This is a genomic window from Xanthomonas sp. NCPPB 2866 (genome assembly GCF_041475745.2).
GTDB lineage: Bacteria > Pseudomonadota > Gammaproteobacteria > Xanthomonadales > Xanthomonadaceae > Xanthomonas > Xanthomonas arboricola.
Genome location: NZ_CM192975.1, coordinates 242,074 through 261,253, shown reverse-complemented (window position 1 = coordinate 261,253; position 19,180 = coordinate 242,074). Strand labels below are relative to the sequence as shown.

General features: G+C 67.3%; 21 protein-coding genes. 7 read left to right on the top strand and 14 right to left on the bottom strand.

Annotation, left to right across the window (positions count from 1 at the left end; all coding sequences use genetic code 11):
• Positions 1-27: 27 nt before the first annotated feature.
• On the bottom strand, positions 28-348 hold the full coding sequence (locus ACCQ04_RS01080) for a DUF4156 domain-containing protein (RefSeq protein WP_016903993.1): 321 nt from the start codon (positions 346-348) through the stop codon (positions 28-30).
• Positions 349-743: 395 nt separating this feature from the next.
• Between ACCQ04_RS01080 and ACCQ04_RS01075 the strand changes: the two genes are divergently transcribed.
• Together ACCQ04_RS01075 and ACCQ04_RS01070 are read left to right on the top strand one after the other, a co-directional pair.
• A complete protein-coding gene (locus ACCQ04_RS01075; RefSeq protein ID WP_102250741.1) occupies positions 744-1,205 on the top strand; it encodes an XAC0231 family protein in 462 nt (153 codons plus the stop codon).
• A 25-nt stretch (positions 1,206-1,230) separates the two neighbouring features.
• Positions 1,231-1,707, top strand: a complete 477-nt coding sequence (locus ACCQ04_RS01070) for a tRNA (cytidine(34)-2'-O)-methyltransferase (protein WP_039517704.1) — start codon at positions 1,231-1,233, stop codon at positions 1,705-1,707.
• 159 nt (positions 1,708-1,866) lie between these two features.
• Here ACCQ04_RS01070 and ACCQ04_RS01065 read toward each other — a convergent pair whose 3' ends face one another.
• The 3 genes from ACCQ04_RS01065 to ACCQ04_RS01055 all read right to left on the bottom strand — a co-directional run bounded on the left by ACCQ04_RS01065 (position 1,867) and on the right by ACCQ04_RS01055 (position 4,759).
• Positions 1,867-3,090: an MFS transporter gene (locus tag ACCQ04_RS01065; protein WP_046345326.1), complete on the bottom strand. Its 1,224-nt coding sequence runs from the start codon at positions 3,088-3,090 to the stop codon at positions 1,867-1,869.
• A gap of 104 nt (positions 3,091-3,194) precedes the next feature.
• A complete protein-coding gene (locus tag ACCQ04_RS01060; RefSeq protein ID WP_226427058.1) occupies positions 3,195-3,827 on the bottom strand; it encodes a hypothetical protein in 633 nt (210 codons plus the stop codon).
• Positions 3,828-3,961: 134 nt separating this feature from the next.
• Positions 3,962-4,759 carry a hypothetical protein gene (locus ACCQ04_RS01055; RefSeq protein WP_102255380.1) on the bottom strand — a complete coding sequence of 266 codons (798 nt, stop codon included), beginning with the start codon at positions 4,757-4,759 and terminating at the stop codon, positions 3,962-3,964.
• Positions 4,760-4,926: 167 nt separating this feature from the next.
• On the opposite strand from ACCQ04_RS01055, the gene ACCQ04_RS01050 reads away from it, so the two are divergent.
• Positions 4,927-5,061: a hypothetical protein gene (locus ACCQ04_RS01050; protein ID WP_255618495.1), complete on the top strand. Its 135-nt coding sequence runs from the start codon at positions 4,927-4,929 to the stop codon at positions 5,059-5,061.
• A gap of 133 nt (positions 5,062-5,194) precedes the next feature.
• Here the strand turns inward: ACCQ04_RS01050 and ACCQ04_RS01045 are convergent, their stop codons facing one another.
• Genes ACCQ04_RS01045 through poxB form a run of 3 tightly spaced genes read right to left on the bottom strand, consistent with a single transcriptional unit; the run spans position 5,195 to position 9,724 of the window.
• Positions 5,195-6,541, bottom strand: a complete 1,347-nt coding sequence (locus ACCQ04_RS01045; RefSeq protein ID WP_226427059.1) for a sigma-54-dependent transcriptional regulator — start codon at positions 6,539-6,541, stop codon at positions 5,195-5,197.
• Positions 6,526-7,968: a sensor histidine kinase gene (locus tag ACCQ04_RS01040; RefSeq protein WP_065033157.1), complete on the bottom strand. Its 1,443-nt coding sequence runs from the start codon at positions 7,966-7,968 to the stop codon at positions 6,526-6,528. Before ACCQ04_RS01040 ends, ACCQ04_RS01045 begins: the two co-directional genes overlap by 16 nt.
• A 46-nt stretch (positions 7,969-8,014) precedes the next feature.
• On the bottom strand, positions 8,015-9,724 hold the full coding sequence (gene poxB / locus ACCQ04_RS01035) for a ubiquinone-dependent pyruvate dehydrogenase (protein ID WP_226427154.1): 1,710 nt from the start codon (positions 9,722-9,724) through the stop codon (positions 8,015-8,017).
• 364 nt (positions 9,725-10,088) lie between these two features.
• Between poxB and ACCQ04_RS01030 the strand changes: the two genes are divergently transcribed.
• Positions 10,089-10,685, top strand: coding sequence for an OmpO family porin (locus ACCQ04_RS01030; RefSeq protein ID WP_016904049.1), 597 nt, complete (start codon positions 10,089-10,091; stop codon positions 10,683-10,685).
• A gap of 272 nt (positions 10,686-10,957) precedes the next feature.
• On the opposite strand, the gene ACCQ04_RS01025 is transcribed toward ACCQ04_RS01030, so the two are convergent.
• The 6 genes from ACCQ04_RS01025 to ACCQ04_RS01000 all read right to left on the bottom strand — a co-directional run bounded on the left by ACCQ04_RS01025 (position 10,958) and on the right by ACCQ04_RS01000 (position 15,008).
• Complete coding sequence (locus ACCQ04_RS01025; RefSeq protein WP_026064544.1) at positions 10,958-11,983, bottom strand: NAD(P)H-dependent glycerol-3-phosphate dehydrogenase; 1,026 nt, start codon at positions 11,981-11,983, stop codon at positions 10,958-10,960.
• Between the two features lie 15 nt (positions 11,984-11,998).
• Positions 11,999-12,514: a protein-export chaperone SecB gene (gene secB / locus ACCQ04_RS01020; RefSeq protein ID WP_016903394.1), complete on the bottom strand. Its 516-nt coding sequence runs from the start codon at positions 12,512-12,514 to the stop codon at positions 11,999-12,001.
• A 110-nt stretch (positions 12,515-12,624) separates the two neighbouring features.
• Complete coding sequence (locus ACCQ04_RS01015; RefSeq protein ID WP_016903395.1) at positions 12,625-13,062, bottom strand: rhodanese-like domain-containing protein; 438 nt, start codon at positions 13,060-13,062, stop codon at positions 12,625-12,627.
• A 76-nt stretch (positions 13,063-13,138) separates the two neighbouring features.
• Positions 13,139-13,561: a hypothetical protein gene (locus ACCQ04_RS01010; RefSeq protein WP_039518349.1), complete on the bottom strand. Its 423-nt coding sequence runs from the start codon at positions 13,559-13,561 to the stop codon at positions 13,139-13,141.
• 28 nt (positions 13,562-13,589) lie between these two features.
• The gene (locus ACCQ04_RS01005) at positions 13,590-14,060 is read right to left on the bottom strand and encodes a YiiD C-terminal domain-containing protein (protein WP_024940488.1); all 471 of its coding nucleotides are present in this window, start codon (positions 14,058-14,060) and stop codon (positions 13,590-13,592) included.
• A 138-nt stretch (positions 14,061-14,198) separates the two neighbouring features.
• Positions 14,199-15,008: a glycosyltransferase family 25 protein gene (locus ACCQ04_RS01000; RefSeq protein WP_226427060.1), complete on the bottom strand. Its 810-nt coding sequence runs from the start codon at positions 15,006-15,008 to the stop codon at positions 14,199-14,201.
• A 212-nt stretch (positions 15,009-15,220) separates the two neighbouring features.
• Between ACCQ04_RS01000 and ACCQ04_RS00995 the strand changes: the two genes are divergently transcribed.
• From ACCQ04_RS00995 to ACCQ04_RS00985, 3 genes are all read left to right on the top strand, one after another.
• Positions 15,221-15,997: a uroporphyrinogen-III synthase gene (locus ACCQ04_RS00995; protein ID WP_255618496.1), complete on the top strand. Its 777-nt coding sequence runs from the start codon at positions 15,221-15,223 to the stop codon at positions 15,995-15,997.
• Positions 15,998-16,100: 103 nt separating this feature from the next.
• A complete protein-coding gene (locus tag ACCQ04_RS00990; RefSeq protein WP_065033162.1) occupies positions 16,101-17,078 on the top strand; it encodes a uroporphyrinogen-III C-methyltransferase in 978 nt (325 codons plus the stop codon).
• The gene (locus ACCQ04_RS00985) at positions 17,075-18,340 is read left to right on the top strand and encodes a heme biosynthesis protein HemY (RefSeq protein WP_226427062.1); all 1,266 of its coding nucleotides are present in this window, start codon (positions 17,075-17,077) and stop codon (positions 18,338-18,340) included. Before ACCQ04_RS00990 ends, ACCQ04_RS00985 begins: the two co-directional genes overlap by 4 nt.
• Before the next feature lie 184 nt (positions 18,341-18,524).
• On the opposite strand, the gene ACCQ04_RS00980 is transcribed toward ACCQ04_RS00985, so the two are convergent.
• Positions 18,525-19,067 (bottom strand): hypothetical protein, encoded by a 543-nt coding sequence (locus ACCQ04_RS00980; protein WP_226427063.1) that lies wholly within the window; start codon positions 19,065-19,067, stop codon positions 18,525-18,527.
• Positions 19,068-19,180 lie beyond the last annotated feature (113 nt).

The following is a 19,180-nucleotide window of genomic DNA, read 5'->3' as shown; positions in this document are numbered from 1 at the left end:
GCAGCGGCCGCGCCCCAGCCCAACGGTTCAGCGCGGCGGACAGCGGAAGGCGTTGAAGCGCTGGCTGCCATCGGCCGGCTGACCCTGCGCCTGGACCGTATTGGCATTGGCGCCCGGCGCCTCGTTGCGTGCCAGCGTTTCCAGTTCTTCCTGCACCCGCAATGGGTTGCGGTTGTAGAAGCCGACCTTGCTCTTGACCGACACCACCACCTCGCCCTGCTGCTGACAGCCAGCTGGCACAGGGCCTGCGGGCAGCACCTGCACGCCTTTGCCGCTTTGCTCGATCGGCACCCAGGTACAGGCCGTGGCAGTGGTGGCAACCAGAACAGACAGCATCAGCACGCGCATAAGTCTTAGACACCTGAGGACGAAGCCGGATTGTGCCGCAGTTGCCGGCCGGCGATCGGCGTGCGCTGCGCCGCCGCATGCCACGCATTCAGCGCGCTGAACACCAAGCAGATCGTCGTGTTCTCTCGCTTCGGCCGGTGTCCGGCGCCCGCAACCGCGTCCGGGTGTCCGGACGCGGACACCGCTGCGGCGCACAAATCCCTTTAAAAACAATCCACTGCAACTGGCACGCGGTTTGCTGCATGGCATGGGCAAGCAGCGGGAAGCGACCTCGATCAATTAAAATGACTGCCAGCTGAATAAATAAAACTGCGCCGCGAAAGTTATTGCACTTACCGAAACGGTGTACTACATTACTACCACACCACTGATCACCCACACCAAGAGACCTCGCCATGAAGACCCAGACCCTGCGCATCGCCCTCTCCGCCGCCCTGTTTGCCGGTACCGCCCTGGCCGGTTTCGCCCAGGCCGCCAGCCTGACCACGCTGGACACCGTGCAGGTCCGCCCGTCTGCCGACCAGATCGCCCAGCAGGCGCTGGAGCGCAACAGCGACATCCCTACCCTGGCCGCCGTGCAGGTGCGTCCGTCGGCCGAGCAGCTGGCCGCCCTCGCCGCCGAGCAGGCCGGCCCGCGCATCCTCACCCTCGCTGCGGTGCAGGTGCGTCCGTCCGCCGACCAGCGCGCCGACCTGGTGACCCGCAACGCCGCTGCCAGCGCGCAGAGCACCGCCGGCCAGGCTGCTGCCGCCATCGGCGCGCTGATGGGCCAGGTCATCGTCAACCTGCCGGTGCCGCAGCTGCAGCCGTCGCCGGTCGAACTGGAAGCGCTGGTCAACGCCGCCATCAGCCTTTGAGCACGCGCGCAGCTACACTGCGCGCATGTCAGCCCCCGTCCTCGATGTCATCCTGTTTCAGCCGGAAATTCCGCCCAATACGGGCAATGTGATTCGCCTGTGCGCCAACACCGGCGCGCGCCTGCACCTGATCGAGCCGCTCGGCTTCGACCTCAGCGACAAGCAGCTCAAACGCGCCGGCCTGGACTATCACGAATACGCAAGCCTGCAGGTGCATGCCGACCTGCCCACCGCCCTGGCCGCGATCGCGCCCAAGCGCGTGTTTGCACTGAGTACGCGCAGCACCGTGCGTTACGACACACCGCAATTTGCCGATGGCGATGCTTTCCTGTTTGGCCCGGAGACACGCGGCTTGCCCGCCGACGTGCTGGAGTCGATCCCGCCACAGCACCGGCTGCGCCTGCCGATGCGCCCGGACAACCGCAGCCTCAATCTGTCCAACACCGTTGCGGTGATGGTGTTCGAAGCGTGGCGTCAGTGGGACTTCAGCGGCGGCCGATAACCGTGGCGATGCAGACGGCTGGCTGACTGCGGCACCGTCCGCCCCGATCCCGGCCCGCAGCATGGTTCCCGTACCGGTCTGTCACTCAACGCGTGCTCCGCGCGTACGTCAGTCGCGGGCGTTGCCGTTTGCGTGCTGCTCCGCGCCGCTGCCATGACCTCACTGCATCACCTGGGCATCGGTCGCTGCCTGCAACATGCCGCGGCAGCCTGCCCAGAGCGCCACCGCCAGCAAGGCGATGGCGCCCAGCGCCAGAAACGCGATGCGATAGCCGAAGGCGTGCGCCAGCCAGCCGCCCAAGGCCGGGCTCAGCGCCGCGCCCACACCTTGCACCGTCATCACCGCGCCCTGGCCGACATTGACGCGCCCGGTGCCCTGCAGCAATCGCGCCACCAGTGCCGGCACCACCACGGCCTGCAGGCCGGCGCCGAGTCCGTCGAGGATCTGCACCGGAAACACGCCCCAGCCATGGATCAGCGACGCTGCCACCAATGCACGCAGCGGCAAAGCCATGAAGGCCACCAGCAGCACCCACCAATGCCCGTGCACGCGGATCCAGCGCATCGCCAGCAACGCCACCACCACCATCGTGGCCTGCGCGACCACGATGGTGGTCGCCGTCAGCGCACTCGCATCGCCCGCATGCGCGGCCACGATGGCCATGCCGTAGAGCGGCAGCATCGCCGCATTGCCCAGGTGGAACAGCCCCAGGGTGATGGCCAGCAAGGCCAGTGGCCGGCAGGTCAGCAACACCCGCCAGCCGCTGAGGGTGTCCGCGCCGTCGGCGTGGCCCAGGCCGCGCGCGGCACGATGGTCGATGGCCGCAGACGGAATCAGCAGCACCGCCGCGATCGCCAGCACACCGAACGCGGCGGTGAGCACGAACACCGCCGCAAACCCGTAGCGCCAGCCCAGCCAGCCGGCCAGCACCGCGGCCAGCATGTTGCCGGCGTGGTTGGCGACCTGATTGCGCGCCAGTTGATGATCGAATCCGCGCGCGTGCACCAGCCCCAAGGTGATGCCGGTGAGTGCCGGGCCGATGCCGGCTGCCGCCAACGCCGAGACGATCTGCGCGGTGACCACACCGGAGGAGGTCGGATGCAGCCAGATCAGCGCCGTGGCCAACAGGATCGCCAGGCAACCGACCACCACCACGGCGCGCTTGCGCCGGGTGCTATCGACCAGTGCACCGGCCGGGGTGGTGGCGAGCATGCCGGCGATGCCGCCCACGCTCATCACCGTGCCGATCGCCGCCACCGACCAGCCCCTGGATTGCAGGAACACGCTGAGAAATGGCCCCAGCCCGTCCTGCACATCGGCCACGCTGAAATGCAGCGCCTCCAGTGCGCGGCTGCCACGGGGACGCGGTGTGCTCATGCGCATCGGCGCTCTCCACGAAACGATGAAAGGCGACTGCGCGCGCCGGCCTGCATGTGCGACCCAATTGCAGTCGCACGGCGCCAGCACGGCAGTCGCATTGCAGGCTGCTAGTGCTTCGGCTTCGGCTTCGACTTCGGCTTCGGCTTATGCGCACCCGGACCATGCGGATGCTCGATCTGCTTCAGCGACGCGGCCTTGGCGCCCAAGGCATGCGCGTGGACCAGCACCCCGTGCGGGGTCGTCCTGGTATCGCCTTCGGCCACCAGCGTCTTGCCGACCACCAGCTGCTTGGCGAAGTCCTCTCCGGCATGCGGTGGGAACCGCACCGTGACCTCGTCGTCCAGCAACACGCCATGCACCTGCCCGTGCGGGCCGTGCAGCAGGCGCGCGATGGTGCCGCTGTGCTGGGTGAGCTGCGGCTTGGGCGGCTTGCCGGCGGGCGGTTTGGGCTTGGGCTTGGCATGCGGCCCGTGCGGGCCCTCATCGACGATACGCTTGCCGCCCTCCGGATCGATCGCCAGGGCCACCAGCATGTCCACATCGCGCGGCTTGAGGCCACGCACGCTCAAGGCGCTGCCGGGCTTGAGTGCCTTGAGCAAGGCGGCGGACAGGTGCGGCGGCGTGTGCACCTCGGTGCCGTCGGTCAGCAGCAGGCCGTCGATATCGGCCTTGGGATTGAGCAGAAAGCGCGCCAGCGTGCCGCGGGTTTCGGGAAGGAAATCAGGGTCGACCCAATGCATGAAAAACTCCAGAGAAGTGAGAACCGGCCGATGCCGGCAAGCCGCGTCCGTCGCCACGCACGCGGCGTGGTGAACAGGCGCGTAGAGGGGAACGCGACGGGTAAGCGCCGCCGCGCGGACGGCGGCGCCCTGGATCAACGCGGCGCCGGAGCCGGCGCTGGCGGTGCGGCCGGCGGGACAGGCGGGGCAGGTGGTGCGGGCGGCACCGGGCCGTCCGGGCGCGGCGGGCTGAACAGCGCACGCTGCGAGGCGCGATCGCGGCCCAGTTGGGTGGCTTCGATGGCGCGGCCGTTGGCGGTGGCAACCCCGAAGCCGCTCACGCTCAATGGCGCGCCGGCCCGCAACAGATCGCCGAACTGCAGCGCCAGATGCGGCGGCATCCGCACCAGCGTGCCATCGCTCAGCAACGCGCCATTGGTCTCGCCACCCGGGCCGTAGACCAAGCGCTCGATGCGTCCTTCCGCCTGCAACGGCGTCAACGCAGCAGGCGCTGGCGGCGCCGGCGGCATGGCGCCCGCCGGCGGCTGGTCGACCACTTCGCGCCCACCACGATTGGAGCGGATGCTGCTGGCGCGCAGCACCGGCAGGCTGCCCAGGCGATAGCCCTGCACGCTCACCGTATCGCCCCGGCGCACCGCAGCCTGCAACTGTGCGGACAGATGCGGTGCAAACGCCACCTGGGTGCCATCGCGCAACCACAGGCCGTCGACCTCGCCATTGGGATTGAGCATGAAGCGCTCGACCGTGCCGGTGATGCGCACCGGGGTGGCGGCCAACGGCGCAGGCGGTGCGGGCGGCACCGGCGGAGCCGGCGGTGGCGTGCCGACCGGCGCGCGCGGCGCCATCGGTGCTGCCGGCGGTGTGGGAGCCTGCGCGGCAGCGGTCGCCACGCTGCAGGCCAGTGCGAAAGCAAGTGCGGTCTGACGAATCATGTGATGTCTCCAACGCGGCAGGAGCGCCGCTCGCCCTGGAGATAAAGCAGCAATCGTGCCAACGGCGAGTCCGTTGTTTTATAAGGGTTTTTTGTCTGCACGCGCGCGGACAGTCGTCTGCGTTTCATCCACCACTGTCCGCTTTGCAGACACTTTGCAGCTCGGTTGTGCGTCCGACCCTGCAAGACAAGAATGTGCCGGGCACGCTCGTCGGCGGGGTGCGCGTGCCGATGTCCGGGCTGGATTTCGAACGCGTGGTGCTGCGCTTTCCGGCTGCGCCGGTTGCTGGTGCAAGGCCGTAGCCAATGCTGCGAGTGGCAGCGGCGACATGCAACCAACAGGTGCGCATGACAACAGGTGCACGTGCTGCTGTGCGCGTATTGCGTCGTGACCGAGGCGGCAGCCTGCAACCATCGCGTCCGGTGATCGCTGCGCCTACTGCAGGCCGTACTCATCGAGCTTGCGGTACAGCAGCTGGCGATGAATGCCGAGCCGGCGCGCGGCTTCGGCGCGGTTGCCGCCACTGTGCGCCAAGGCGTCCTGGATCATCTGCCTTTCCAGCCGCGCCACCGCCTCGGGCAAGGTGCCTTCCGGTGGCGCTGTCGTCGTGTGCTGCTCGGCATCGTACTCGAGCGCGTCGTCCAGATCCGCGGCAACGATGCCGTGGCCGCGCACCAGCAGCTGGCTGCGTTGCATGACGTTACGCAGCTCGCGCACGTTACCGGGCCACGGGTAGGCCAGCAGCCGCGCTTGCGCGTCCGCCGACAACGCACGCGCCGCGCCTTCGCCGCTGCGCAGGAAATACTGCGCAAGCAGCACGATGTCCTGCCCGCGTTCGCGCAGCGGCGGCAGTTCGATCGGCACCACATTGAGGCGATAGCGCAGATCGCTGCGGAACTGTCCTGCCGCCACCCACGCCGCCAGATCGCGATGCGTGGCCGCCAGCACGCGCACATCCACCTTCTGCGCGCCGCGCCCGCCCAGCGGCGTCACTTCGCCTTCCTGCAGGAAGCGCAACAACTTGGCCTGCATCGGCAGCGGCATGTCGCCGATCTCGTCCAGGAACAACGTGCCGCCATCGGCTTCGCGAATCAGGCCGATGCGGTCGCTGGTCGCCCCGGAAAAGGCGCCCTTGCGATGGCCGAACAATTCGCTTTCCATCAACTCCAACGGGATCGCCGCACAATTGACTGCCACGAACGCCGCATCTGCGCGTGCGCTGGCGCGATGCAGGGCGCGCGCGACCAGCTCCTTGCCGGTACCGGTTTCGCCGGTGATCAACACCGGCAGATCGGAAGCTGCCGCCAGCCCGATGCGTTTATGCACGGTACGCATCGCCGGACTGTGGCCGACCAGGCCGTCGTCGTCGTCGGGTGGTCCGCTCGCTGCGGCATCGGCATCGGCATCGGCATCGGCGCGACTTGCCAATGCACGCTCCACCACCTCGACGATATCCGCACGCCCCACCGGCTTGACCAGGTGATCGAACGCACCCAGCGTCATCGCTTCGATGGTGTTGCCGCTGGAGGCGTACGCGGTGAGCATCACCAGCGGCACCTGGCGCGCGCGGGGATCGTCCGCACGCGCACGCAGCACCTGGATTCCGTCCATGCCGGGCATGCGGAAGTCCACGAACGCCAGCTCGATGCCGCCCTCGTTCAGGCGCAGCAAACCATCGGCGCCGTTGTCGACCGCGATCACCGTATGGCCGAGCGAGCGCAGCGTTGCCTGCAAGGTGGCCAGAAACGCCGCATCGTCGTCGATGATCAGGATGCGCGCCATGGCAGCTCCAGAATGAAATGGGTCATACCGTCGGCGTGTGCATAACGCACCTGCCCGCCATGTGCACGGGCGATCTCGCGCACCAGCGCAAGCCCCAGGCCATTGCCGTCGGCGCGACCGCTGACGAACGGCTCGAACAATTGCGAAGCGATGGCATCGGCGATGGCCGCGCCACGATTGCTCACCCGTAGTTGCAGCAACCCATCGCTGGCGCTGGCCTCCAGTGTCACCGCGCTGCCTGCATCGGCGTGCTGGAGCGCGTTGCGCAGCAGATTGTGTACGGCACGGCCGAGCTGCTGCGGATCGAGCATCCACTGCAGCGGCGCGTCCGGGACGCGCAGCTGTGGCGCCGGCGCGCCCGGCGGCAGCACGGCAGGATCGAGCAAGCTCGCCAGCCAGTCCTGCACCACCACCGTCTCCAGCTGCAGCCGGATCGGCTGCACCATGCCGAGCAGACTTTCGACCACCCCATCCAGGCGACGGATCTGCCCCAGCATCAGCTCAGCGTGCGCGGCATCGTCCGGCGTGCCCTGGCGCGTGGCGATTTCGTTCTCCACGGCCAGGCGCATCGTGGCGATGGGGTTGCGAATCTCATGCGCCACCGTGGCGGTCAGGCGCCCGAGTGCGGCCAGCCGCTCGTGCCGTGCCAGCTCGTCGGCCAGCCGCCGCGTCTGCGCCAAGGCCTGCGCATTGCGCTGTGCGTAATCGCTGACCGCAGCGCCCAGCCGGTCCAGCTCAGGTGCGCCGGTGACCGGAATCTGCGGAAGTTCGGTATCGGCGGCTAGCGCCTGCTGGATGCGCTGCAGGCGCTGACTCCAGCGCCGCACCACCACGCCCAGGGCAATCGCCGACATTGCCACCATGGCGAAGATCAGCAGCATGCCGATCGCCAGTGGCCGCCAGGCATCGGAGGTGCTGGCCGGCACCCGCGACATGGTCCAAGCGGCGGTTCCCGCGGCCAATGGGCAGGCGCTGATCAACACCACTTCGCGGCTGCCGTCGCGACGAAAATCCACGGCCTTGTTGCCCACCGCACTCTGCCGCGCGGTACTGACGATCGTGGTCCACTCGGCGGCCGGGATATCGGTCTTGTGATCGCTGCCGTCGTAGGTGGGATAGGCGTAGGCAACGAATCCCTTGTCGAGGTTCCACACCCCGCCCTCCACCCCGGGCGCATCGGCCAGCACCAGTTGCACCACCACCGCGGCCAGCCCGGCGCCGTTGTCGCCGCTGCGCGCCGCCTCGCTCGCGCCGGCGTAGCGCTGCACGATGCGTGCGCATTGCGCGGTCAATTGCTGGCGCGCATCGTCCAGTCGCACGCCTTCGGTCTGTCGGTACAGGCCATACAACATCGTGGCCACGCCCACGCAGGCAGCCAGGATCACCACCCAAATCAGCAGCAACTGGCGTAACAACGAACGAGGCATGCGAGGGTCCGGTAAAGACGTGCGGTTTCAGAACGCGGTAACTGTGTCAGCGCATGTTGGTCTTGACCAGATCGATCACCTCGTCGCCACGCCCGCTCATCACTGCCTTGAGCAGATACAGGCCCATGCCCTTGGCCTGTTCCAGCTTGATTGCCGGCGGCACCGCCAGTTCCTGCGTGGCGATGCGCACATCCACCAGCGCCGGACCAGAGTGCGCGAAGGCCTGCCGCAACGCCCGCTCCAGTTGCGCGGACTCATCGACCCGGATGCCCAGGATGCCCATCGCATTGCTCATCGCTGCGAAGTCCGGATTGCGCAACTCGGTGCCGGTGTCCAGATAGCCGGCGGCCTTCATCTCCATCGCCACGAATCCCAGCGAGGCATTGTTGAACACCACGATCTTCACCGGCAGGCGCAGCTGCGCCAGCGAGATGAAATCGCCCATCAGCATCGCAAAACCACCATCACCTGACAGCGCAACTACCTGACGGCCCGGATACGCCGACTGCGCACCCAACGCCTGCGGCATCGCATTGGCCATCGAACCGTGGTTGAACGAACCGAGCAAGCGGCGTTGTCCGTTCATGCGCAGATAGCGCGCGGCCCACACCGTTGGCGTGCCGACATCGCAGGTGAATACCGCATCCTGGTCGGCGATCTGGCTGATCATGCGCGCCACGAATTGCGGATGCAGCGGCTCGCCTGGATCGGCCGGCACCGCCAGATCGTCCAGCCCCTCGCGCGCCTTGCGATAGTGCGCCAGCGCCTTGTCCAGGAAGTCGCGTTTCTCGCGTCGCTGCAGCTGCGGCAGCAAGGCGGCGATGGTTTCGCCCACATCCGCTGCGATGCCCAGCTGCAACGGCGTACGCCGCCCCAGCGCGCTCGGGTCGCGGTCCACCTGCACGATGGTCGCGTCCTTCGGGTAGAACTGCCGATACGGGAAATCCGTGCCCAGCATGATCAAGGTGTCGCAGTTGAGCATTGCGTGGTAGCCGGAGCTGAAACCGATCAGGCCGGTCATGCCGACATCGAACGGGTTCTCCCACTCCACGTGTTCCTTGCCGCGCAAGGCATGCACGATCGGCGCGCCCAGGGTGTCGGCCAATGCCACCACCGCATCGTGTGCGCCCGCGCAGCCGCTGCCGCACAACAGCGTGATCGCTTCGCTCTGCTGCAGCAGCGTGGCCAGTTGCTGCACATCTTCGGGAGCCGGCAGTACGCGCGGTTGGCGCAGTTGCGGCCAGGCCGTGGGAATGTGCTTGTCCACTTCCAGCAGTGCGATATCGCCGGGGATCACCACCACCGCTACGCCTTGCTGCAGGATGGCCGCACGCATCGCCCGGTGCAGCACTTCCGGCAGCTGCGCCGGATTGGTCACCAATTCCACAAAGTGACTGCACTCGCGGAACAGTTCCTGCGGATGCGTCTCCTGAAAATAGTTCAGCCCGATCTCGGACGAGGGAATATGCGCGGCGATCGCCAGCACCGGCTGGCGGCTGCGATGGCAATCGAACAGCCCGTTGATCAAGTGCAGGTTGCCCGGCCCGCAGCTACCCGCGCACACCGCCAGCTTGCCGGTCACCGCCGCCTCGGCGCCGGCAGCGAACGCGGCCACCTCTTCGTGGCGCACGTGCATCCATTCGATCGTCTGCATCTCGCGCAAGGCATCGGTCAGGCCGTTGAGGCTGTCGCCGGTCAACCCCCAGATCCGCTCCACCCCCGCGCTCTGCAGCGTCTCGGCCAGAAACCGCGCCAACGTCTTTTTCTTCGCCACGATGCAGCTCCACGCTTGTTCGACAAGCCTGGCATGCTCCCAGTCACAGTGTCAGCGCAATGTGCTTGCACGCTCCAAACGCAGTAAAAATCACTGAAAAACAGCCGCTTCTATACATGCGCATCACATCGACGCGATGTAACCGCCAATGCATCACGCTTTGCGCGTGCGCTACGCGCATTGCAATTTGATAACAAGGAAGCGGAGCTGAACTGGGCGCGATGATTCATGGACCAGTCAGTCCAAAATTCATGTCGCGTTCCATCGAATAACGGAGAATTTACATCTCGGCAGCGAACGGCATCCGCCTCAGCGCCGGCCCAAACCATAAGTACAGGTATCGATCATGAAGAATTCCCTGCTGGCCCTCGGCCTTCTCGCAGCCCTGCCGTTTGCGGCCTCCGCTGCTGAAAACCTCTCCTACAACTTCGTCGAAGGCGACTACGTGCGCACCCCGACCGAAGGCCGCGACGCTGATGGTTGGGGCGTGAAGGCGTCCTACGCCGTCGCTCCGAACTTCCACGTGTTCGGCGATTACAGCAAGCAGAACGCTGACGACAACGACAACGTGTTCGAAAGCTCCAACTCCGACTTCCAGCAGTGGGGCGTCGGCGTGGGTTACAACCAGGAAATCGCCACCAGCACCGACTTCGTTGCTCGCGTTGCCTACCGCAAGCTGGACCTGGACACCCCGAACATCAGCTTCGACGGTTACAGCGTTGAAGCCGGCCTGCGTAACGCCTTCGGCGAGCACTTCGAAGTCTACGCCCTGGCTGGCTACGAAGACTTCTCCAAGAAGCGCGGCATCGACATCGGCGACAACTTCTACGGCCGCCTCGGCGCCCAGGTCAAGTTGAACCAGAACTGGGGCATCAACGGCGACATCCGTATGGATGGCGACGGCAACAAGGAATGGTCGGTCGGCCCGCGCTTCAGCTGGTAAGCCGCACGTTTGACTGCAACGCGACTCTCTCTCCCGCGTTGCATTGGAAGCCCGGTCCCCCGACCGGGCTTCTTTCTTTTGGGCGATCGGCTGGCGCTGCGCACATCGCGCTATAGCGGCATGTGCGCAATGCGGCTGCTGTAGAAGCACGATCCAGCGCGCTCAAGCGGCTACGGCTTGCCGCCAACCTTTGCGATCGGCACCAACAAAAAGCCCGGCAATGCCGGGCTTTTTGTTGTTTCTGCGCAGCGCGTCAACGCGCGATGCCGCGATCAGGTGAACAAGGTCTGCGGGTACTCGGGCTTGCGCTCGCGTGCCAGCAATTCCTTCAAGCCTGCTTCCGGGGTGATCTCGCCATGCAATACCGCACGCACGGCGTTGGAGATCGGCAGCTCGATGCCGTGATGCTCGGCCTGACGCATGACTTCATCGGCGGTCTGCACCGATTCCACCACCTGGCCGATCTCGCGGATCGCATCGTTCAGGCTCTGTCCGCGTCCCAGGGCCAGCCCCAGCCGTCGGTTGCGCGACAGGTCGCCGGTGCAGGTGAGCACCAGATCGCCCAGACCCGCCAGGCCCATCAATGTCTCCGGCCGCGCACCGATCGCCGCCGCCAGGCGCAGCATCTCATTCAAGCCGCGCGTGATCAGGCCGGCACGGGCGTTGAGGCCGAGCTGCATGCCATCGGCCACGCCGGTGGCCACCGCCAGCACGTTCTTCATCGCACCACCGAGCTCGGCGCCCACCATGTCATCGCCGGTGTAGGCGCGGAAGGTGGGGCCATGCATGGCATCGGCCACGACCTGCGCAAACGCCGCATCGTCGCCGTGCACGGTGATGGCGGTCGGCAGGCCGAGCGTGACTTCCTTGGCGAAGGACGGCCCGGTCACCACGGCCAGCGGAACGCCGGGACCGAGGATGTCGCGCGCCACTTCGTGCAGGAACCGCCCGGAACCGGGCTCGAAGCCCTTGGTCGCCCACGCAACGCCGGCACCGGCCGGACGCAACGGGGCGATCAACCGGATCGTCTCGGTGAATGCGTGCGAGGGCACCACGACCAGGATCCAGCCGGCATCGGCAATGGCCAGTTGCAGGTCGGTGGTCGCGCGCAGGCTCTCGGGCAGTGCAATCCCCGGCAGATAACGCGCGTTTTCGTGGGTGCGGTCGATGGTATCCACCATCGCCGCATCGCGTCCCCAGAGCACGGTCGGGTGACCGTGCCTGGCGAGCAGCGCGGCCAGGGCCGTGCCCCAGGAGCCGGCGCCGAGAACGGCGATCTTCTGCGTCGAATCGCTCATCGGCGCACGCAAGGCTTAGGCGTTGCCAGCCGGCTCGGAATCGGCCAGCGAGGTGCCTTCGCCCTGCGAACGCTGACGCAGGGTTTCTGCATACAGCGCTTCGAAGTTGATCGGCTGCAGGTAGAACGGCGGGAAGCCGCCGGCCTGGATCAGGTCGCTGACCAGGGTGCGCACGTACGGGAACAGGATGTTCGGGCACTGGGTGCCGAGCAGCACGTCGATCGCCTGCGGCTCCAGGCCGACCAGGCCGAACACGCCGGCCTGCTGCACTTCGGCCACGTAGGCGGTCTTGCCACCGGCGGTGCAGGTCAGGGTCACGGCCAGCACCACTTCGAAGGCGTTGTCGTTGAGGCGCTGCACCTTCTGGTTGAGGTTCAGCTGCAGCTCGGGCTGGTTGGCGTCATTGAAGACGGACGGCGCGTTCGGCGATTCGAAGGAAACGTCCTTGACGTAAATCTTCTCGATGGTGAAAGCGGGGCCAGCAGCGGCGTCGGCCGGCGCAACCGCGCCGTTGATGATTTCGTCGGACATTCCTAACTCCAGAAACGGTTCGGTGGATGCAGCGTTGAATGATGCAGACGTGAAAGTGCGAGTCTCTCACGCCAGCAATGGGGACTTGCCCGGCGCCTCACAAGGTGCGGTCAGGCGCGGCCCTTGACCAGCGGCAGCTCGGCCATCTGCCAGGCGGCCACGCCGCCATCGAGCCAGTAGACCTGCTCGAAACCGGCTTTCTTCAGCGTCTTGGCCGCGCCCGCGGAGGCATTGCCATTGCGGCACACCACCACCACGGGCGAGGACTTGGCGTTGGCGAGGAGCTTGCCGGCCGGGTCGAACTTGGCCAGCGCCACGTTGCGGCTGCCGGCGATATGGCCTTTTTCGAAATCGGCGGTCGGCGACAGGTCGATCACCAGCGCGTTCTCGCTGTTGATCAAACGGGTCAGCTCGGCCGGCTTGAGTGCGCGATACCCACGGAACAGGCGCGCGACCTCGGTGACGATCAGGGCGATGGTCAGGCCCACCAGGGCCAGTGACAACATGGGGTTGCGGCCGACAAAGGCCTGCAGCTCTTCGAAATTCACGGGGTCAGGGTCAGTCAAGCGGGCGGGAATTGTCGCACAGCTGGCGCGCGCGACGGCCAGGCACTGGTGGCACGGGCTACTGGCCTTGCCACAGATCGGGCAGGCCGCTGGCCAGCCACCAGCGTTTGCGCTCGGCATCCCAGCGCCACAGCTCGATGCTGCGCACCAGCCGCTCGGCCTGGGTATTGCGGTTGATCACCCGCAGCTCGACCTCGCGGCGCAGGTCGCCGTTGCCATCTTCGCCCACCCGCAGCTCGCGGTAGCCGGAGATCTGCACCTGTTCGTAGCGCGAGCGTTCCAGATCGCTGAGCGGATGCGCCTGGGCGTAGGTCGGCTCGACAAAGCCCTGCGCGGCATCGAAATCGCTCCAGCGCACCGCAGCGGTGTAGGCGGCCTGGGTGGTTTCCAGCGCGCGTGCCTGGGCACGGCTGCCGGCAGACGCCACCCCGCTGACCATCGCCAGCCCGAGCAACAGCATTGCCCCGATCACTGCACGCATGCGCATTCCCCCAAGTCCAGCGCGCATCCTACCGTTTTGGAAACGCCACGAAGCGCCCGCTCAGGGTGGCCGCCGCCGCACCGGATCCCAGCGCGATCTGCGCACGCATGCCGATGCGCGCCTTGCCGCGCTGCCGGAAGGTCGCCAGGAACGCCTCCCAGCTGCCGAGTTCGGACGGCTCGGCATTGGCCACCAGGTCTTCATAGACCGGGGCGACGTAGCGCAGCTGGCTGTCGGCCACGTAGACATCGGCGCTGTGCCCGGCCAGTTGCAGTTGCAGCGTCAGCCAGCCCCAGCTGGCCAGCGTCATCAACGAAGCCAGGCTGCCGCCGAACGCGTTGGCCTTGTCGTTGACGTTGGCCTGCAGCGGCGCACGCAAGCGCAAGGCGCCGTCATGCAAGCCGTCGACGGCAATGCCCATCGACAGGACCGGCGGCATGGCGACGAACTGTTGCTGCAGCGACTGCAGGGCGGATGCGAGCGTGCACGAAGGAGTCATCGGCGAAGGCTGGAAGACGGCGAAGGGCGGCATCATGCCGCAATGTTCCGCGAGCGTCTTGTGCACTGGAATGACATGCGGTACCGCATGGTGAACGCGTACGGCATCGCGTCGCCGCATGCCTGGGTCTTGCCCGGCTCAGGGCGCGAACACGACCTTGCGATAGCCCTGCGCCAACCGCAGCAACGCGGTGGCCTTGGCCTTCCAATGCGCGCTGCGCTGCCGTTGCGCGTGCGTCAACGGCGCATCGATGGTGCTGGTGAACACGATCTGCTCCGGGGCGGCGTGGAAGAACTTGTCCTGGATGCAGGCCGCCGGCGCCAGCTGATAGGTGGACAGTTGCTGTGCGACCGGCGATTCGTTCCAGCCGAACAGGAAAATGTCGGCCATGGTGTGCCAGCGCGCGTCGGCCGCGAGCAGCAGGCGCGCCGCATCGCGGCTGAGGATCAGCGCACCGGCGCAGACCGGCCAGCAGTGTTGGTGGGTCGAGGGACGCACCAGGCGCAGCTGCCGGCCACCGACTTCGGCAACCTTGGCATCGAGCTTGATGCGGTTGTAGGACGGTTCCAGCCGCACGATGCTGTTGCCGCCCGGCAGCCACTCGCTGCTGCGCAGCAGCGCCGGCAGCGCGTCGGAGAGATGCATGTCGTCTTCGAAGATGGCGGTGTAGGCGTCGTCGGAGTGGGCTGCGATGCGCCACGCGGCCTGATGGCTCAGAAAGCACCCGATGTTGGAGGCGGTCCACTTGCGCGGGCCGGTGCTGAAGGCATCCCCGGAGCCTTCCAGCGGCCGCTCGCGTGCGAAGTCGGCAATCTGCGCAGGCGTCAGGGTGGCGCCATCGACTGCGGGAATCCGCTCGAACGGCAGGCCCAGTGCCTGGAACCGCGTCGACATCGCCTGCAGGCGCTCGCCGCTGCGCTGCATGTTGATGAGGTAGGACTTGATCACGGCGCCACTCCAGCTCGATCGTCGTGGCGGATCGTGGGCGGTAGCGGTCATCGGCACAGACCCGGAGACGAGGTTCTGGCCGCAGAAACGCAGGCATGGCGTCGAGCAGGCACGCAAAGGCCAGACAGCGCGCGAGGATCGAATCGCCGCCAGCGCCAGCGCAGCGCGCGACACCCGCCCCCGATAACGCACGGCTCTCGCATAATCACTGGATGACACCTCCCGCCCCAGCTGCCGACGCCTGGACCCTGATTTCGCTGCGGCCCAGCGGTGAACACGCGCCACTGCGGCGGGCCGCCGCGCGGCACGGCGGACGGCTGCTGGCGCTGTCGCCGTGGCGGCTGCAGACCAACGACACCCCGCAGGCACGGGCTGCATTGCGGCAGGCCTTGCACGCGCCGATCGCGGTGTTCACCAGCCCGGCCGCAGTGCACGCGGCGCATCGTCTGGCGCCGCTGCAGCGGCCGGCGCAGGCGCAGTGGGTGAGCGTGGGAGACGGCACTGCGCGCGCGCTGCAGGCCTGCGGCATCGACACGGTGATACGCCCGGCGCGCATGGACAGCGAGGGCCTGCTCGCATTGCCGCTGTTCCGGCAACCGCTGCAGGCCGTCGGGCTGGTCACCGCCCCGGGCGGGCGCGGCATGCTGGCGCCGTCGCTGGAGCAGCGGGGCGCCCGCATCCTGCGCGCCGATGTCTATCAGCGCGTGCCGTTGCGCCTGCGCGCATCGGCAGTGCGTGCCCTGGCGGACGCGCTGCCCGCTAGCGTGCTGGCGCTGAGCAGCGCCGAAGCGCTGACGCTGGTGCTGCAGCAACTGCCTGGACCGCTGATCGACGCCTTACGGCAACGCCCGCTGGTGGCCTCCAGCGAGCGCATGCTGCAAGCCGCACACGCCGCCGGCTTCCAGCAGGTGCTGCGCGCCGCAGGTCCCTTGCCCGAGCAATTGGCCGCTGCCGCCGCCGCGATCGTGACACCATCGCGATCTTGCTGAACTTCGAACTCAAGCACGGCTTGCGGCTGTCTGCCGCTGCACGCCATGCTGTGGCAGATGACTGCGGCACCTGCACCCGTCGTGACCGCGCGAGGATGGACGAATGACCGAAATGCCCGCTTCCACGCGACGCTTTCCCTTGGCATGGCTGCTGCTCGTCGTCGCGCTGGCCGCCGTGGGCGTGGCGCTGTTCTTCGGTTGGCGCGCATGGCAGGGCTATCAAAGTGCGCAACTGCAGGCCGCCGAAGCGCAGCAGCAGCGCTGGGATGGCACGCAGCAGATGCTGGAGACCTTGCGCCGCGACCAACGCCTGGCCAACGAACGCCTGGCGGATGCGGCAGCCACCAACCGCGTGCTGCGCGACGAGATGCTCGGCCTGAGCCAACGCAGCGCCTTGCTCGAAGAAACCGTGCAAAAGCTTGCCGATCCCAACCGCCACGGTGCACAGGCGCTGCGGCTGGATGAAGTGGAACTGCTGCTGCGGCTGGGCCAGCAGCGGCTGAGCATCGCCGGCGACGCCGACGGTGCGCGCCGCGCCTACGCACTGGCCAATGCCGCACTCAATGGCATCGACGATCCCGGCTATCTCAACCTCCGCCAGGCGCTGGTACAGGAACGCGACGCGCTGGATCGCCTGGGCGCCGGTCCGCAGGCGCAGGCCGGCAACACCCTGGACCAGTTGGCCGGCGACCTGCTGCGCCTGCCCGAACAGACCGCTCAAGAGAGCGAAGCAGCGCAGCCGTGGTGGCAGAAAGCACTCACACCGCTGGTGGACATCCGTCCCAGCCGTGGCGATGCGCTGCTGACCGGCGGCGATCGCCACGCCGCGCGCGACGCCTTGCAGATCGAAGTCAGCCTGGCCCGCGCTGCGGCCGAGCGCGGCGATGCCGCCGGCTTTGCGCAATCGCTGCGCCGGGTGGACACCTGGACCACCCGGCTATGGCCGGATTCGCCACAACGTCGCCAGGCACGTACCCGCCTGCGCACGCTGCAACAAGCGCCACTGCGTCCGCGCCTGCCGGAACTGGGCACCACCCTGCTGCAACTGCAGGCCATGCGTGAAGGGAGATCCACCCAATGAAAGTGTTGCGTACCGTCTTGATCCTGTTGGTTGCCGTGGCGCTGGGCGTGCTCGGTGCGCAATGGCTGTCGCATCAGACCAGTTACGACCTGGGCAATGTGGTGGTCAGCGTCGGCGGCAACGACTACCGCGCCGCCATGCCGCAGGCGCTGCTGATCCTGGTCATCGCGCTGCTGGTGCTGTGGCTGGTGTGGACGCTGGTCAGCCTGCCGTTCCGGGTCTGGGGCAAGTACCGTCGCAGGAAGGGCCGCGCCCGCCTGATCGAAGGCCTGCGCGCAGCCGATCACGGCCAGTGGCAGCGTGCCGAGCGCCTGTTGGTCAACGCCAGCGAGGATGCGGAGGTCAGCGGCATCGCCCTGGCCAGCGCAGTGCGGGTCGCCGATGCACGCGGCGACGAAGTGGCGGCGAACGCGCTGGCCCAGCAATTGGCAGAGCGCGACCCCACCGCGCATGCGTTGCTGCAGGGCGAGCGGCATCTGGCGCGGCAACGCCCGGTCGAGGCCATCAATGCGCTCGATCATGCCAACGCCCAGCCGCTGCCGGCGCGCGGCCTGCTGCTGCGCACGCACGCCCTGGCGCAGATCGGCCGCGCCGACGAGGCTTACGGCCAGCTGGGCGCATTGCGTCAGCAGGCGGTACTGGCACCGGAGGCCTACAGCGCCCTGGAAGCGACGCTGGCCGAGCAGACGCTGTTGCAGGCCGGCGATGCCAATGCCCTGGCCGAACGCTGGGAAGCGCTGCCCAAACCGCTGCGTACCTATCCTGCGGTGGTAGGCGCCTATGCACAGCGCGCCGCGGCGCTGCATTGGGACGACGCGGCAGTGCACAGCCTGGAGCAGGCGCTGGACACGCAGTGGGACGAATCGCTGGTGCGCCTGTATGGCGTGCTGGCGTTGGAAAAATACGATTCGCGCCGCGCCAGTGCGCAGCGTTGGCTGGCCCAGTACCCGGACAGCCCGGGCCTGTTGCTGACCCTGGCGCGCCTGGCCCGTCACCAGCAGCAGTGGTCGCAGGCCGAAGAGTTCCTGCATCGCGCGGTGGCCAATGGCGCGGGCAGCGAGGCCTGGGAAGAACTCGGCCACGGCTTTGCCGCCGCGGGCGACCTGCTGTCTGCACAGCATTGCTACGCCAACGCCCTGCGCGCCGCACGCGGCGAGCCGGTGCACGAGGGCTTGCCGCAGCAATCGCTGCGCGGGCCGATCGTATCGGCGTATGCAACGCCGCCGGCCGATCCGCTCGCACCGGACGATCGCGTGCTTTGATCTGAGGTCTGATCGCCGTTGCGGCGATGCGTGGACTCACCATCAGCCCCGGCATGTCCGGGGCTTTTGGTTTTCTAGATCAGGGCAGAAGCGCCGTCGGCAACGTTTGCCGGCCCGTCCTCACGTCCGCGGAGATGGCAACGCATGGACGTTACAAAGCTATCTGCAAACATAGCGGCGCAGATCACCAATCGCGCGATTCCCGGGGCGGCGCTGGCAATGCGCGCAAAAACGCATCACAGGCACCGAAATAACGTGCCTGCTCGTGATCGACCGATTGCGCCGACAGCACGCGCGAACCGCGCCTGCCGATCAACAGCATCACCGCCATCACACCGGCACCGGTCAGCCAGCCGGTCGCGCCACCGATCCACAGCACCCCGACCAACAACGGCACGATTGACGCCATCGCGATGGCGACACACTGCACGCGGCGGCGCTCATGCCACGCGCACAGGCTCAGCACGTGCGCACTGCGCTTGCGCAGCACGATGGCCAGGATCAGATACGGCAGCACCCCCATCAATAGGGCCAGATAGATCGCCGGGTGATGCCAATGGAAGATGTAGCGGCGCGGCGAGATGTCCGCCGGCGCATTGCACTTGACGCAACGCGGCGGCAGATCGGCGCCCGGCGTGCACACCAGCACATCGCCTTCGCGCCACACATCGCCATTGGCCGGAGGCAGGTACAGGCTGGGCGGCTCGCGGGATCCATCAGTAAACATCCATGCGTCCTTGCAGGTTGGGGATTCGGGATTGGGAATTGGGGATTCGTAAAAACCAGGAGTCCGCTTCTGCTTTTGCGAATCCCCAATCCCGAATGCCCAATCCCACGCTG

Excerpts from the sequence above, each read along its gene's own strand:
- ACCQ04_RS01080 (WP_016903993.1), bottom strand. The coding sequence starts at position 348 with ATGCGCGTGCTGATGCTGTCTGTTCTGGTTGCCACCACTGCCACGGCC.
- ACCQ04_RS01075 (WP_102250741.1), top strand. The coding sequence starts at position 744 with ATGAAGACCCAGACCCTGCGCATCGCCCTCTCCGCCGCCCTGTTTGCC.
- ACCQ04_RS01070 (WP_039517704.1), top strand. The coding sequence starts at position 1,231 with ATGTCAGCCCCCGTCCTCGATGTCATCCTGTTTCAGCCGGAAATTCCG.
- ACCQ04_RS01065 (WP_046345326.1), bottom strand. The coding sequence starts at position 3,090 with ATGCGCATGAGCACACCGCGTCCCCGTGGCAGCCGCGCACTGGAGGCG.
- ACCQ04_RS01060 (WP_226427058.1), bottom strand. The coding sequence starts at position 3,827 with ATGCATTGGGTCGACCCTGATTTCCTTCCCGAAACCCGCGGCACGCTG.
- ACCQ04_RS01055 (WP_102255380.1), bottom strand. The coding sequence starts at position 4,759 with ATGATTCGTCAGACCGCACTTGCTTTCGCACTGGCCTGCAGCGTGGCG.
- ACCQ04_RS01045 (WP_226427059.1), bottom strand. The coding sequence starts at position 6,541 with ATGGCGCGCATCCTGATCATCGACGACGATGCGGCGTTTCTGGCCACC.
- ACCQ04_RS01040 (WP_065033157.1), bottom strand. The coding sequence starts at position 7,968 with ATGCCTCGTTCGTTGTTACGCCAGTTGCTGCTGATTTGGGTGGTGATC.
- ACCQ04_RS01030 (WP_016904049.1), top strand. The coding sequence starts at position 10,089 with ATGAAGAATTCCCTGCTGGCCCTCGGCCTTCTCGCAGCCCTGCCGTTT.
- ACCQ04_RS01025 (WP_026064544.1), bottom strand. The coding sequence starts at position 11,983 with ATGAGCGATTCGACGCAGAAGATCGCCGTTCTCGGCGCCGGCTCCTGG.
- secB (WP_016903394.1), bottom strand. The coding sequence starts at position 12,514 with ATGTCCGACGAAATCATCAACGGCGCGGTTGCGCCGGCCGACGCCGCT.
- ACCQ04_RS01010 (WP_039518349.1), bottom strand. The coding sequence starts at position 13,561 with ATGCGTGCAGTGATCGGGGCAATGCTGTTGCTCGGGCTGGCGATGGTC.
- ACCQ04_RS01005 (WP_024940488.1), bottom strand. The coding sequence starts at position 14,060 with ATGACTCCTTCGTGCACGCTCGCATCCGCCCTGCAGTCGCTGCAGCAA.
- ACCQ04_RS00995 (WP_255618496.1), top strand. The coding sequence starts at position 15,221 with ATGACACCTCCCGCCCCAGCTGCCGACGCCTGGACCCTGATTTCGCTG.
- ACCQ04_RS00990 (WP_065033162.1), top strand. The coding sequence starts at position 16,101 with ATGACCGAAATGCCCGCTTCCACGCGACGCTTTCCCTTGGCATGGCTG.
- ACCQ04_RS00985 (WP_226427062.1), top strand. The coding sequence starts at position 17,075 with ATGAAAGTGTTGCGTACCGTCTTGATCCTGTTGGTTGCCGTGGCGCTG.
- ACCQ04_RS00980 (WP_226427063.1), bottom strand. The coding sequence starts at position 19,067 with ATGTTTACTGATGGATCCCGCGAGCCGCCCAGCCTGTACCTGCCTCCG.